Annotated in this window: 13 protein-coding genes and 1 tRNA gene; 9 read left to right on the top strand and 5 right to left on the bottom strand. The window is 39.5% G+C overall.

The window, feature by feature from the left end; genetic code table 11:
• The gene (locus tag ACS5PU_RS21770) at positions 1–1,167 is read right to left on the bottom strand and encodes an amidohydrolase family protein (protein ID WP_439461278.1); all 1,167 of its coding nucleotides are present in this window, start codon (positions 1,165–1,167) and stop codon (positions 1–3) included.
• Between the two features lie 114 nt (positions 1,168–1,281).
• A tRNA-Thr gene (locus tag ACS5PU_RS21765) sits at positions 1,282–1,354 on the bottom strand.
• 352 nt (positions 1,355–1,706) lie between these two features.
• Here ACS5PU_RS21765 and ACS5PU_RS21760 point away from each other — a divergent pair.
• The 4 genes from ACS5PU_RS21760 (at position 1,707) to ACS5PU_RS21745 (ending at position 4,209) form a co-directional block, all read left to right on the top strand.
• Positions 1,707–2,021, top strand: coding sequence for a hypothetical protein (locus ACS5PU_RS21760; RefSeq protein ID WP_439461277.1), 315 nt, complete (start codon positions 1,707–1,709; stop codon positions 2,019–2,021).
• A gap of 79 nt (positions 2,022–2,100) precedes the next feature.
• Positions 2,101–2,412 carry a hypothetical protein gene (locus tag ACS5PU_RS21755; protein WP_090982910.1) on the top strand — a complete coding sequence of 104 codons (312 nt, stop codon included), beginning with the start codon at positions 2,101–2,103 and terminating at the stop codon, positions 2,410–2,412.
• An 80-nt stretch (positions 2,413–2,492) separates the two neighbouring features.
• Positions 2,493–2,807 carry a hypothetical protein gene (locus ACS5PU_RS21750; protein WP_116169014.1) on the top strand — a complete coding sequence of 105 codons (315 nt, stop codon included), beginning with the start codon at positions 2,493–2,495 and terminating at the stop codon, positions 2,805–2,807.
• A 70-nt stretch (positions 2,808–2,877) separates the two neighbouring features.
• Complete coding sequence (locus tag ACS5PU_RS21745; RefSeq protein ID WP_439461276.1) at positions 2,878–4,209, top strand: sigma-54-dependent transcriptional regulator; 1,332 nt, start codon at positions 2,878–2,880, stop codon at positions 4,207–4,209.
• Here the strand turns inward: ACS5PU_RS21745 and ACS5PU_RS21740 are convergent, their stop codons facing one another.
• Positions 4,210–6,687: an ATP-binding protein gene (locus ACS5PU_RS21740; RefSeq protein ID WP_439461275.1), complete on the bottom strand. Its 2,478-nt coding sequence runs from the start codon at positions 6,685–6,687 to the stop codon at positions 4,210–4,212.
• A 139-nt stretch (positions 6,688–6,826) separates the two neighbouring features.
• Between ACS5PU_RS21740 and ACS5PU_RS21735 the strand changes: the two genes are divergently transcribed.
• Positions 6,827–7,516 carry a helix-turn-helix transcriptional regulator gene (locus ACS5PU_RS21735; protein ID WP_439461274.1) on the top strand — a complete coding sequence of 230 codons (690 nt, stop codon included), beginning with the start codon at positions 6,827–6,829 and terminating at the stop codon, positions 7,514–7,516.
• Here ACS5PU_RS21735 and ACS5PU_RS21730 read toward each other — a convergent pair.
• The gene (locus tag ACS5PU_RS21730; protein WP_439461273.1) at positions 7,510–7,851 is read right to left on the bottom strand and encodes a type II toxin-antitoxin system RelE/ParE family toxin; all 342 of its coding nucleotides are present in this window, start codon (positions 7,849–7,851) and stop codon (positions 7,510–7,512) included. The two genes, ACS5PU_RS21735 and ACS5PU_RS21730, sit on opposite strands and share 7 nt — an antisense overlap.
• Positions 7,841–8,107 (bottom strand): hypothetical protein, encoded by a 267-nt coding sequence (locus ACS5PU_RS21725; protein WP_439461272.1) that lies wholly within the window; start codon positions 8,105–8,107, stop codon positions 7,841–7,843. Before ACS5PU_RS21725 ends, ACS5PU_RS21730 begins: the two co-directional genes overlap by 11 nt.
• A 147-nt stretch (positions 8,108–8,254) precedes the next feature.
• Here ACS5PU_RS21725 and ACS5PU_RS21720 point away from each other — a divergent pair, with 147 nt between their 5' ends.
• The 4 genes from ACS5PU_RS21720 to rlmN all read left to right on the top strand — a co-directional run bounded on the left by ACS5PU_RS21720 (position 8,255) and on the right by rlmN (position 11,542).
• Positions 8,255–8,752, top strand: coding sequence for a DinB family protein (locus tag ACS5PU_RS21720; protein ID WP_439461271.1), 498 nt, complete (start codon positions 8,255–8,257; stop codon positions 8,750–8,752).
• A gap of 121 nt (positions 8,753–8,873) precedes the next feature.
• Positions 8,874–9,395 (top strand): NADPH-dependent FMN reductase, encoded by a 522-nt coding sequence (locus tag ACS5PU_RS21715; RefSeq protein ID WP_439461270.1) that lies wholly within the window; start codon positions 8,874–8,876, stop codon positions 9,393–9,395.
• A 27-nt stretch (positions 9,396–9,422) separates the two neighbouring features.
• Positions 9,423–10,397, top strand: coding sequence for a 23S rRNA pseudouridine(2604) synthase RluF (gene rluF / locus ACS5PU_RS21710; RefSeq protein WP_439461269.1), 975 nt, complete (start codon positions 9,423–9,425; stop codon positions 10,395–10,397).
• A gap of 89 nt (positions 10,398–10,486) precedes the next feature.
• Positions 10,487–11,542, top strand: a complete 1,056-nt coding sequence (rlmN, locus tag ACS5PU_RS21705) for a 23S rRNA (adenine(2503)-C(2))-methyltransferase RlmN (RefSeq protein WP_439461268.1) — start codon at positions 10,487–10,489, stop codon at positions 11,540–11,542.
• The last annotated feature ends 733 nt before the right edge of the window (positions 11,543–12,275 follow it).

The raw sequence follows: 12,275 nt of genomic DNA, 5'->3' as shown, positions 1-12,275 counted from the left end.
TTATATTAACCGCTTAACTTGATCATTTTCAATTTTAAAATCGGCCGATAACTGGATCAGGTTCAGCCCTGGCTTCTTGCCAATTGCCATTGTTCCCAACTGCTCTTCTAGCCCTAAAAATTCTGCCCCGTTTATCGTGGCCCAGCTCAAAAGCTTTTCAAAGCTAACCTGCTTTTGGTTTTGCAGTGTTATCATTTCTGATAAAATGTTAAGTTGATGGTTACTAGCCAAACTATCTGTTCCGAGGGTAATCTTAACGCCTTCCTCAATGAGCAGATCTACATCAGGCAATGTATTTTCGATGTATAAATTGGCCTGTGGACATAAACACCAATATAGATTATTATTGTTCAGTTTGGCAAATTCAATATCCTGCTTGTTGGTAACGGTGTTGTGCACCAATAATGCTTTTTGTTGCTTAATATAAGGCAACCAGCTTTGCAGGGATGATTTATTTGTAGGCTCAAAAAAAGAGATGTCCATGCCTAAAAACTCATAAAGTTTTAAAAATCCACCTGTTTTGTTTTCAAAAAAAGCATTTTCATTATCCGTTTCCTGATTGTGCACGCTGATAAACGCACCTGCTTTCTCTGCTTCCGCTCTTATCAATTCGAATAATTCGGGAGATACCGTGTAAGGTGCGTGCGGTACAATCGCTGTTGGCAGGGGTTCAAAATCCAGTTGGATGCCCTTAACATAATCCATTATGGCTCCTGCACGCTCCGGATTAAAACCCAATGCTTCTATAAAGGTGTGGTAATGGATTTTACTTGTTTCTTTTACTGCTTTGGAAGAAATCTGGTTGGAAATATCGCCAACGGCTACAATTCCATTTTCGAACATTTGCTGATCAGCCTCCTGCATGGCCAATTTAATTTGCTCAGCATCGCCCTGTCTTTTCTTAATAATATGCTGCACAAAAGCTACGAGGCCTGTTTTTTCTGGAATCTGTCCCAACATGTGCGAAAGCTCCAAATGGCAATGCGTATTGATAAAACCAGGAACTATTGCCCCTTTATATTGAACAACGGCCTGCCCCAGGTGAACAGCCTCTTTGGCGGTAAGTATTTCTTTGATCTCTCCATCGGCATTTACCGCTACTACACCATCTTGAAGAGGTGCACGGTTTACCGGAAAAATCCAATCGGCCGAAAAGTATTTAAGCATACCTGCAAATTAAGCGGAATAAACCAAGGCTTCAAAATATATGGGCCGCTAAATCATAAAATGTAAATTGACTGGTATTTCCTAATCGAACTTAGAAAGAGAAACGAAAAAAAGAGCCTCCTATCGGAATCGAACCAATGACCTACTGATTACAAGTCAGTTGCTCTACCAGCTGAGCTAAGGAGGCTTTTATTCGGGCTGCAATGATAGAAAAAAAACTTCTTTTTTAAAAATTGGCGATTATTTTTTTGTTCCGTCTGATGTTACCATCTGATAATTAGTGCCGAATAATTTATTGAACACCATTAAAACCCACTCTTTTTGGGCTGGTACCACCCACAAACATATTGCAGCCCCTACAAATAACTGCAAAACTTGTAGTCAATCGCCCCAAAGTGTGGAGAAACTCCACAATCTGGTTTTTCCATCAAAAACATAAAACACTAAAAATCAATAAATTAATTAACCGTGCCAGTTTTGGCACCATTATGAAACCTTAGCAAGTATTGTTACACAAATTAAATTTTAAAATACATACCATGAAAAAATTCGTTTTAGCAGCTACAGTATTAGCATTCGCAGGATTCTCAGCAGTACAAGCAAGTGATGTAAAAGATTTTAAAACTACTGCAATTGTTGCAGTTCAAGATAGCGCAGTAAAAACTCCAGTAAAATTAGAAGAATTGCCTGAGCCAGTAACAACTGCTCTAAAATCTGACGCCTATAAAGGTTGGACAGCTACTGAAGCTTGGTCTGTTAAAGAAGGTACAAAAGAGTATTATTTAATCAATGTGAAAAAAGAAGCTGAAACCGGTTCGGTAAAAATCGATAAAGACGGTAAGCCAGTTCAATAATCAATAAATTAACGTTCCGCAATTAACAAGTATTTAACACGTAACGAAAGTTACCAATCATATTTTAAAACACAATATCATGAAAAAGATCATTTTAGCCGCTACGTTAGCATTCGCAGGATTCACAGCAGTACAAGCAAGTGAAGTAAATACAATCAAAAACGCTGCAATTGTTGCAGTTCAAGATAGTGCAGTAAAAACTCCAGTTAAATTGGAAGAATTACCTGAGCCGGTAACCACAGCATTAAAATCTGATGCTTACAAAGGTTGGACAGCCACTGAAGCTTGGTCTGTTAAAGAAGGTACAAAAGAGTACTACTTGATCAACGTTAAAAAAGAAGCAGAAACCGGTTCGGTTAAAATCGACAAAGACGGTAAACCTGTTCAATAATCACAAATATATAATCGCCTTTAAGGCATAATTAACATAAGCGTGGCCATAGTGCCACGCACAACTTAAAAACTACAATAATGAAAAAATTAATTTTATCAGCTGCGTTCTTAGCTTTTGCAGGATTCTCAGCAGTACAGGCAAGTGAAGTAAATACAATTAAAAATGCAGCAATTGTTGCAGTGCAAGATAGCGCAGTAAAAACTCCAGTTAAATTGGAAGAATTACCTGAGCCAGTAACCACAGCATTAAAATCTGATGCTTACAAAGGCTGGACAGCTACTGAAGCTTGGTCTGTTAAAGAAGGTACCAAGGAATACTATCTAATCAATGTTAAAAAAGAAGCAGAAACTGGTTCGGTTAAAATTGATAAAGACGGTAAACCTGTTCAATAAAACCCCAAATTATTACATCTACCTAATACAAGAAAGCCGGATTATGTCCGGCTTTTCTTATTTTTGTTAAATGGCGAGAATCCTGATTTTAGAAGACGATACAACTTTTGCTCAATTACTTGAAGGTTTTTTAACAAAAAACAGGCATGAAGTTACCCTTGTAACCCATGTAAAGCAATCATTTAAACAGATCGAAAGCAACGAATTTGATCTGCTTTTAATCGATTACCGCCTGCCCGATGGAACAGGTTTCGAAGTACTTAACCATATCCGCGATCTGGGACTTTCTATCCCGGTAATTATCATGACGAGTTTTAACGATGTGAGAACTGCCGTTAAATCTATCCAGCTAGGGGCTTTTGATTACATTACCAAACCGGTAAATCCCGACGAGCTGTTAATGGTAATCAAAAATTCTTTATCTAAAAAGGATCAAAAAAACACTGAGCCCAAAGAAATAAACAGCGATTTTATAAAAGGTAAAAGTGCCATTGCCGATAAACTGTATGAACATATCAATCTGGTAGCCCCTACAGATATGTCGGTAATTATTCAGGGCGAAAGCGGAACGGGGAAGGAATTTGCCGCCAGAACCTTACATCAGCAAAGTAAACGTGCAGATAAGCCTTTTGTAGCGATAGATTGTGGAGCTTTATCAAAAGATCTTGCCGCAAGCGAATTATTTGGGCATGTTAAAGGTGCTTTTACAGGTGCATTAAATGATAAAAAAGGGCAATTTGAGGCTGCAAATGGAGGCACCTTATTTTTAGATGAAGTGGGTAACCTGAGTTACGAGGTGCAGATTAAATTGCTGAGGGCCCTGCAAGAAAGGGTTATCCAGCCTTTGGGCAGCACCAAACAGGTTTCGGTTAATGTGCGCATTATTACCGCCACCAATGATGACCTGGCCAACAGCATGCAACATGGCGAATTTAGGGAAGATTTATACCACCGGTTAAACGAATTTAAAATCCAGCTTCCACCACTGCGCGATAGAGGTGGCGATTTAGAATTATTTATCAATCATTTTATACAACTGTCCAACCGCGATTTAGGCCGGAATGTAAAAACGGTTTCTGCCGAAGCCAAAGCATTACTGCTTAATTATGATTGGCCCGGAAACCTGCGTGAGCTGAGTAATGTAATTAAACGGATGGTTTTGTTAAGTCCGGGCGAAACTGCACAGGTAGAAGCCTTACCCGATGAGATGATGATTGCGGTTCATCAACAATCGCAGCCAGGAGGATCATCTGACCTAAAAGCAGTTAACGAACAAAATGAGAAGGCCTTGATTACCGAAACCCTGATCAAGGTGAGACACAACAAATCAAAAGCTGCCAAAATTTTAAACATCGACCGCAAAACGCTTTATGCCAAAATGGAGCGCTACGGTATAGAATAACTATCCGGCACCAACATGATCCATTTCTTCAATAAACGCAATCAGATCATCCAGTTTTTTAAGCTGTACCAACACAGCTGCCTGGTTGCTTTCTGTTAATCCTTTTTCAGCAATTTCTATTTCCAGTGTACGGAATGCATTGGCCAGTGTTTTAGCCCCCATTTGAGCGGTACGGCCAGCAAGGCGGTGAACCAATAACCTGCTTTTCTCCTGATCCTTTTCAGTCAAATGTTTTTTCAGCGCTTCAGCATCGTCTGCAGAATCCTGCTTAAAACGGTTCACTATTTTTTCCAACAGCTGCTGATCGCCAAAAGTCATTTTTTCGATGGTAGAAAAATCGAATTCAGGCTGTTCCGTTAAAATTGCTGTTTTATCGAAAATAGATAAGATATCTACAGCCCTAAACGGTTTCATAATCAAGCCATCAAAACCTTCGCTTAAAACCATGTCGCGTTCTTCGGGCAAAACCTGTGCGGTAATGGCATAAAACTTAGTATGTTCAGGTAGTTTTTTCTTCAACAAATGGCAAAGTTCAAATCCCGTCATCTCGGGCATGCGCATATCAATCAGCACATACTTTAAATCAGGTTCTGGCTGCGCATGTAAAATATCGGCAACCTGGGTAAAGCTCCTAAAAGGTATTTTGTTTTTCTCGAAAATCATTCCGCACAGATCAAGGATCAGCTTATCATCATCAATTACCCAAACTGTGCCCGGATTTACAACGGCGTAATGCGCTAAATCCAGTTCATCATAAACCCGCTCGGTGGTGTTTTCATATTTCAGGTAAATGTTAAACACGGTGCCCTTGGCCGGCTTACTTTTTACGTAAATGCGGCCACCCTGTGTTTCAATCAAAGATTTAACAATGGGCAAACCCAATCCGGTTCCAGTTTGGTTGATAATGTATTTCTCCGGCGATTCTATCTGTTCAAATTCATTAAATATTTTGGAAATATCTTTTTCATCGAAACCGATTCCTGTATCCATTATCGTAAAATGAAAATGCAGATCGTTGCCCTGCTTTTTATATGAAACCGATAATTTGATTTCGCCCTTTAAAGTAAATTTTACAGCATTGCCCAATAAGTTAAACAGAATCTGCTTTAGCCTAAAAGCATCTCCCTTTACAAACTCCAGGTTGGCAAGGTCTAGATCTGTATTCAACTGCAATGCTTTTTGCTCGGCCAATGGGCGCATTACCGAAACCACTTCTTCTAAAACCTTTCTGATATCGAATACCTGGTTGTTAAAACTAAATTCGCCCGAAATAATGCGGTTGTAATCCAATACCTCATTAACAATCTGCAGCAGGTGGATAGATGACTGGTAAATGGCATCAATATCTTTTTTCTTGGGCACATCCTGCTGTGTAATCAGTTCGGCATAGCCTAAAATAGATTGCAATGGCGTTCTAATTTCGTGGCTCATGTTAGAAAGAAAGCGCTGTTTGGCCTTACCATGGTATTCGGCCTCATCTTTAGCCTGCTCAAGGGCTTTTCTATATTTATTGCTGCGTGTAATATCCGTCAGAATTAAATAGAGCAGAATAACCGTGAGCAGAAAAAAGGCAATAATGATAATGGTTATCTGGGTAATGCCATCATTTACCACTTCTTTTGCCTGTATACCGTTTAAATCTACCTGCGCTACCGCTTCACCTTCAACTTCCCGTAAAATCTGGAGCATTTTTGCTGTTAATGCATTACTGGCATTGGATAAATCGGCCTCCCGTTTTAAAAACTTCTGACTTTTTTGGCGCTGCTCGAGTTCGATGTTTTTTAGCGAACCCGTCATACTCTTCATAATGCTATCTTCTGCCTTGGCATTTAAGGTATCGCGCTTTACCTTAAACTCTTCATTGATGATTTTATAGACATCAGATTTCTTCTTTCCGAAAAGCTTCGAAAAAAAATTCCTCGATTTCTGCTCCTCTTCAGGCGCAACCGTGGTGGTAGATGTGGTGGTTTCGGTAGTTAATACGGCACTATCGGTTTGCCTCGTGCGGGTGGCCACAAGCTCGTTCAGCTTTTTTACTTCATCAGAAAAAGATTTCGTATTTACCAGCGTTTCCCTAACTTTCAGGTAGTTTACAAACTGCTTATCACGGTCTGAAAGCAGATTTTTAATCGATTTTATCCGCGCCAGCTGCACTGAATCTCCACGGTATAACCTGCGCAACGTATCTAAGCTCGACCTCAACTTGCGCGATTCTCGAAGGAAACTATAATTGCCCTGCTTGTTAAAAGCTTCATCGCGCTGCAGCTGATCCAGTCTCGCTATTTTATGCGAAAGATCGTTCACAATCCGCAAACGGTCGTTGGGAGCCGAAATTTCTTCTACCGTATCCAGCATACGCGTAAAAGCAAACTTGCTTATACCCCAAGCCAATAGCAGAGCGAAACAGGCAAACAGAAAACCTATAATTACTTTACTTTTTATTGCCCGGAAAAAACGCTTTTGGATAACAGCCGCCATTTAAATCTGATTATTATGCTAAACCACTATCATAAACGGTTTAACAGCTAATATTGATATCTTTTTATTGGTTACAAATAACGTACCACAAGAAAATTGCTTAAAAAACTTTAATTTTAATCGCATTAAAAAACTAAACATGAACCGTATCGACCGCCTTTTTGGAATATTAACCTTACTACAATCAAGAAAATACATTTCAGCAGAAAAAATTGCGGAGCGGTTCAATATGAGTGTACGCACAGTTTACCGCGATATTAAAGCACTGGGCGAACAGGGCATACCGGTAAGTTTTGAGCAGCACAAAGGCTACTATCTGGTTCAGGGATATTTTCTGCCTCCTGTTTCCTTTAATATGGAAGAAGCAAATGCGCTGCTTTTGGTAGAAAGCCTGGTAAAAGGATTTGCCGATCAATCTATCCGTTCGCACTATAGTACCGCATTAACCAAAGTAAAAGCAGTTTTAAAAACAAGCCAGAAAGAGAAACTGGAAACGATGAACCAGCACATTAAGCTGCAGATTCCGGAAAGGTTAAATTTCAACTTCGAATACCTTTCGCTCATACAGCAGGCCATTGCCGAAAAATGTATCATCGAACTCGATTACAAGAACAACAAAGAAGAAGTGAGTAAAAGGGAAGTAGAACCTATCGGATTAATCTTTTATGCGTTTAGCTGGCACTTAATCGCCTGGTGCCACTACCGGAACCAGTACCGCGATTTTAATCTCACCAGAATTATCTGCCTACGGAATAAGGAGATTTCTTTTAAAAAAACAGAACACATGGCTTTAAGCGAATATATGCACCTATTACCTGTTAATTATTGAGGCTCAATAATTCCAGCGTCTTTCAAATGCTGTATAACATCTTCAATATTTACAGATGAGTGCTCGCTTTTTAGGTATATTTCGGTAAGATAAACTGTTTCATCGATAACAACCACATAGGTAATAATCCTTGCCCCACCAGACTTTCCTTTATTGGTGCCTGAAATAGAAAGTCTGTGTTTATAGATATTCTGCCCGAGATGAATCCCTAGAGTTGGATTAATTTCTAAATCTTTTATGAATTTTAGCAGGTCAGATTTTATGCCCCGATGTTTCTTAGCGATTTTTTTTGCTTCCTTTTCAAAATTAGGAACCGTTTTAACCCTAAAGCTCATCTAAAAAGTCTTTGGCATCACGAAGTTCTATTTTGCCTTCCTGATGAAGCTTGATTTGCTCAAAAGAATCTTTTAGGCGAGTATAAATTGCCTGTTCAGTTTTCTTTGGCACTTTTGTTTTAACATTAGATGCAACTTCGTAGTTCAAGCCCAAGGCATCAAGAATAGCCTTTACAGCTTTTTCAGATTTCTTGTTTTCAATATTTACAGTTAACGTCGTCATTACCACAAAAATACGTTTTTTTGAATAAAACATTTTTCAATTGAAATTATTTTTTTTCACACTGCCATAGGGTTGTCAGTCGGGCCTATTTTCTTTGTGTAAACAAATACCAAAATCATGAGCATAGCCGATTTATTACTTATGGACTTAAACACATTAGAAAAAACAAAACAGAAAAATATGGATATCATTAAATCATTATTGAAAGAATTAGCCGCAGAATTTAATACCACAAAAAAATTCTTGGCCCTTGTACCAGCAGATAAATTTGATTGGGCACCGCACGAAAAAAGCATGAAGATGAAATCGTTGGCCAGCCATATTGCCGAGTTACCAAGTTGGGTAGCCATGGCCTTAACAACCGATGGACTCGATTTTGCCTCCGCTCCGTACGAAGAAAAACCTATCGAAAAGGCTGCCGATCTGATTAAATTATTGGAAGAAAGCTATGACAGTGCTAAAACCGAACTGGAAAAAGCCAAAGAAGATGTTTTAGAAAACAAATGGACATTAAGGAACGGCGACCAGATTTTAGCCGATTATACCAAGTATGAAACCATACGCCATTCTTTCAGCCAAACCACCCACCACAGGGCGCAATTAGGCGTTTATTTAAGGTTATTAAACATCCCAATTCCAGGCAGTTACGGCCCAAGCGCTGACGATCAGAATTTTTAATTCATAAATCACCGTCATTTCAGGCAGAGCAGTATTTGGTGCATTTCTGCAACAAGCCCGAAATGACGGTTGTATTACCTATCCATATTTGTATTCTTTCTTCACTTTGCTACATTTAAGGATGAAGAAAATATTTGCCATTTGCGGCAGTACCAAGCTGGCATCAACCAACCAACTGTATATTACGGCCATTACAGATCTTTTAGGCACAGCTTATACCCTAATCAACTTATCTTCTCTTGCAGATATTCCACATTTTAATCCCGATCTCGATACTAAAGAATGCCCACCTGTGGTTGAAAGCCTTAGAGATCAGATTAAACTGGCAGATGGTGTTATTATTTCAACTCCCGAGTATGCCATGGGTTTACCTGGATCATTAAAAAATGTACTCGATTGGACGGTAAGTTCAGCATCCTTTTCCCAAAAACCTGTTCTGGCACTTGTTGCATCTTCGCAGGGCGAAAAGGCCTATCAATCCATTATCGATATACTCACTGTAATTGAAGCGTGCGTATCTGCACAGCTTATCCCCTTTGCAAAAGCGAAGATCAACGCTGATGCCGTCATTGTTGATACCGAAACACTTGCCGAGCTGAAAAGTACTATCCAATCATTTGTTGGCCATATGGAAAATGAATAACACAATTTATTTCCGTAAAATTGCACCATGAACAATAACTCTGCCACCCGATTAAATAAATTCATTAGCGAAAGCGGATTATGTTCACGCCGTGAGGCAGACCGCTATATCGAAAAAGGAACTGTTTTTATCAATGGGAAGCGGGCTAAAGTGGGTGATCAGGTATTTGCCGGCGATAAGGTAATGGTTAATGGCCACAACATCGAACCTAAAGAAGAGAGCAACTTTATCCTGCTTGCCTTTAACAAACCTGTAGGCATTACCAGTACTACAGAGAGCAGTGTTCGCGATAACATTGTGGATTACGTGAACCACAGTGAAAGAATATTTCCTATTGGCCGCTTGGACAAGGATTCATCGGGCCTAATTTTCCTGACCAATAATGGAGATATCGTGAACAAAATTTTAAGGGCAGGGAACAAGCACGAAAAAGAATATATCGTTACCGTAAACAAACCAATTACCGAAGATTTTATTTTCGAGATGGGCAACGGCGTTCCAATTCTGGGTGTAAATACACGTAAATGCAAAGTGCGCCAAATCAGCACCTTTGTCTTCAATATTATATTAATTCAAGGCCTAAACAGGCAGATACGGAGAATGTGCGAGCATTTCGGCTATGAGGTAACCAAGCTGGAACGTACAAGGATTATGAACATTAACCTTAAAGGCATTCCAACTGGCGAATTTAGGGAACTTACCGAAGCGGAGATGAACAGCATTACCAAAAGCATCGAAAATTCATCTTCAGAAGCGAAAACGAAGACTAAAAGCCCAGCTAAGAAAAAGCCCAACGCTTGGGAAGAAATTCCAGAGTTAAGGGAAGAGCAGCCTAAAAAACCGTTTAAGCCAAAACCGGCAGGTCAAAAATCAACGGGTAAAAAGAATAACAGTCACTCCAGTTCAAAACCTACCGGAAAAGCTAATGCCGGTAACCGAAATTCGAGGCCAGCCAAAGGCAAACCGGCAAGCAAGTCAAACACAAGAGGCAGAGGAAGATAAGCCAACAGATTGTAAAATTTGGCCCTATCTAACTACCTTATGCCCTCTACCTTTTTACCTTCTAGCTTTTTTAAGTACCTTTGCAACAAATGGTAACAGCAAAAAAAACCGATATCCGTGCACTAGATCTGCCTCAATTGCAACAACACCTTGTGGCTATGCAACAACCTTCATTCAGGGCTAAGCAGATTTATCAGTGGCTTTGGGAAAAATCGGCTACAAGTTTTGAGCAAATGAGCAATCTTTCCAAAGATCTGCGAAAAGCACTCGACGAAACTTTCGCTATCAACGCTGTTCAGGTCAATAACTCTCAGTTTAGTAACGATCATACCATTAAAAATACATTCAGGTTATCAGATGGTAATATTGTTGAGGGCGTATTAATCCCTTTAGAAGACCGGATGACTGCTTGTGTAAGCTCGCAAGTGGGCTGTAGCTTAACCTGCAAATTCTGTGCAACGGGCTACATGGACCGTAAGCGCAATTTAAATGCTGATGAGATTTATGATCAGGTTGTACTGATTGATAAACAGGCCAAACAAAACTACAACAATCCCCTTACCAATATTGTGTATATGGGCATGGGCGAACCATTATTGAACTATGCCAACGTATTAAAGTCTATCGAGCGGATTACTGCTCCAGATGGCTTAAACATGAGCTATAAACGCATTACGGTTTCAACGGCTGGTATTGCCAAGATGATCAAGAAACTGGGCGATGATGGAGCTAAATTTAACTTGGCCCTATCGTTACATGCCGCCAATGATAAGAAGCGTAACGAAATTATGCCAATTAATGAAGCCAATTCGTTAAAAGCCTTGGCCGATGCCCTTAAATACTACTTTGCTAAAACCAAAAATCCGGTAACTTACGAATACATTGTTTTCAATCATTTTAATGATGAGATTTCGGATGCTATGGATTTAGCCAAATTCTGTAAACACATTCCTTGCAAGGTAAACCTGATTGAATATAACCCAATCTCTTTTGCCGATTTTACCAATGCAGAAGGCGATAAGATTGATGCTTTTTCAAATTATCTGAAAAGTCAGGGCATTAATACCAACATCCGTCGTAGCCGTGGTAAAGATATTGATGCCGCTTGCGGTCAGCTAGCTGTTAAAGAAGAAGCTAAAGCTTAGATCAATATTACAAACTCCATAACAATTTAAGTATTAAAATCAGAAGCGCAAAACCTGTGCTCATGGTAAGGGTCTTGTCCTGCTGTGCGTTTCAATCCTTTTGGAGGTTTTGTGTGTAAACGGGTTTATTGCCAACCAAAAGGGATTTCCACTGCCATCAGGGCTATTTAACTTCTGATGGGCTGAATATTTACGGAATAAGCTTTGTGGTGATCAGCCTAACCTGAGGGAAAACAACGGTAAAAGCTATTCATTGCTCCCGTTGACCATTAAGGAATTAAGAACATTAAGAAAGCCTGCCGTATCAGCCTAACCTGTGGGGAAACCAATAAATATTAACGGATTGCGCAGCCTCCGACCATTAAGGGATTAACGAAATCAGGAATATTTAATAACCTGCGCTGTTAAACCTGAGAAAAAACTTAACCTTCTTAACTACTTAATGGTTTAAAAGATTAAAGGAAAAAGACCAGGGCCTAAAGCAGTTGTATTCCATTTTTCGCTTTAGTCTATGCTTTAGTCTTTAAGCTTTCCCCTCAAATGCCATAAAACAAGAAAACCCTTCAATATTGCTATTCTGACAATTAAAGGGATTAAGGACATTAAGATATTTCATCACCTGCGCTGTCAAAGCTGAAAACCAACTTAATCTTCTTAACTACTTAATGGTTTAAAAGCTTAAAGGAAAAGACCAGGGCCTAAAGCTGTTGTATTCCATTTTTTGCTTTAGTCT

The organism is Pedobacter sp. GSP4, assembly GCF_051857575.1.
Classification (GTDB): Bacteria; Bacteroidota; Bacteroidia; order Sphingobacteriales; family Sphingobacteriaceae; genus Pedobacter.
Note: the sequence above shows the minus strand (reverse complement) of the source record. Positions and strands in the feature narration are given on the sequence as shown.

What these genes read in the sequence shown, in the direction of transcription:
- ACS5PU_RS21755 (WP_090982910.1), top strand. Translation starts at nt 2,101, where the DNA reads ATGAAAAAGATCATTTTAGCCGCTACGTTAGCATTCGCAGGATTCACA.
- ACS5PU_RS21745 (WP_439461276.1), top strand. Translation starts at nt 2,878, where the DNA reads ATGGCGAGAATCCTGATTTTAGAAGACGATACAACTTTTGCTCAATTA.
- ACS5PU_RS21730 (WP_439461273.1), bottom strand. Translation starts at nt 7,851, where the DNA reads ATGAGCTTTAGGGTTAAAACGGTTCCTAATTTTGAAAAGGAAGCAAAA.
- ACS5PU_RS21715 (WP_439461270.1), top strand. Translation starts at nt 8,874, where the DNA reads ATGAAGAAAATATTTGCCATTTGCGGCAGTACCAAGCTGGCATCAACC.
- ACS5PU_RS21735 (WP_439461274.1), top strand. Translation starts at nt 6,827, where the DNA reads ATGAACCGTATCGACCGCCTTTTTGGAATATTAACCTTACTACAATCA.
- ACS5PU_RS21720 (WP_439461271.1), top strand. Translation starts at nt 8,255, where the DNA reads ATGGATATCATTAAATCATTATTGAAAGAATTAGCCGCAGAATTTAAT.
- ACS5PU_RS21750 (WP_116169014.1), top strand. Translation starts at nt 2,493, where the DNA reads ATGAAAAAATTAATTTTATCAGCTGCGTTCTTAGCTTTTGCAGGATTC.
- ACS5PU_RS21770 (WP_439461278.1), bottom strand. Translation starts at nt 1,167, where the DNA reads ATGCTTAAATACTTTTCGGCCGATTGGATTTTTCCGGTAAACCGTGCA.
- ACS5PU_RS21760 (WP_439461277.1), top strand. Translation starts at nt 1,707, where the DNA reads ATGAAAAAATTCGTTTTAGCAGCTACAGTATTAGCATTCGCAGGATTC.
- rlmN (WP_439461268.1), top strand. Translation starts at nt 10,487, where the DNA reads ATGGTAACAGCAAAAAAAACCGATATCCGTGCACTAGATCTGCCTCAA.
- ACS5PU_RS21725 (WP_439461272.1), bottom strand. Translation starts at nt 8,107, where the DNA reads ATGTTTTATTCAAAAAAACGTATTTTTGTGGTAATGACGACGTTAACT.
- ACS5PU_RS21740 (WP_439461275.1), bottom strand. Translation starts at nt 6,687, where the DNA reads ATGGCGGCTGTTATCCAAAAGCGTTTTTTCCGGGCAATAAAAAGTAAA.
- rluF (WP_439461269.1), top strand. Translation starts at nt 9,423, where the DNA reads ATGAACAATAACTCTGCCACCCGATTAAATAAATTCATTAGCGAAAGC.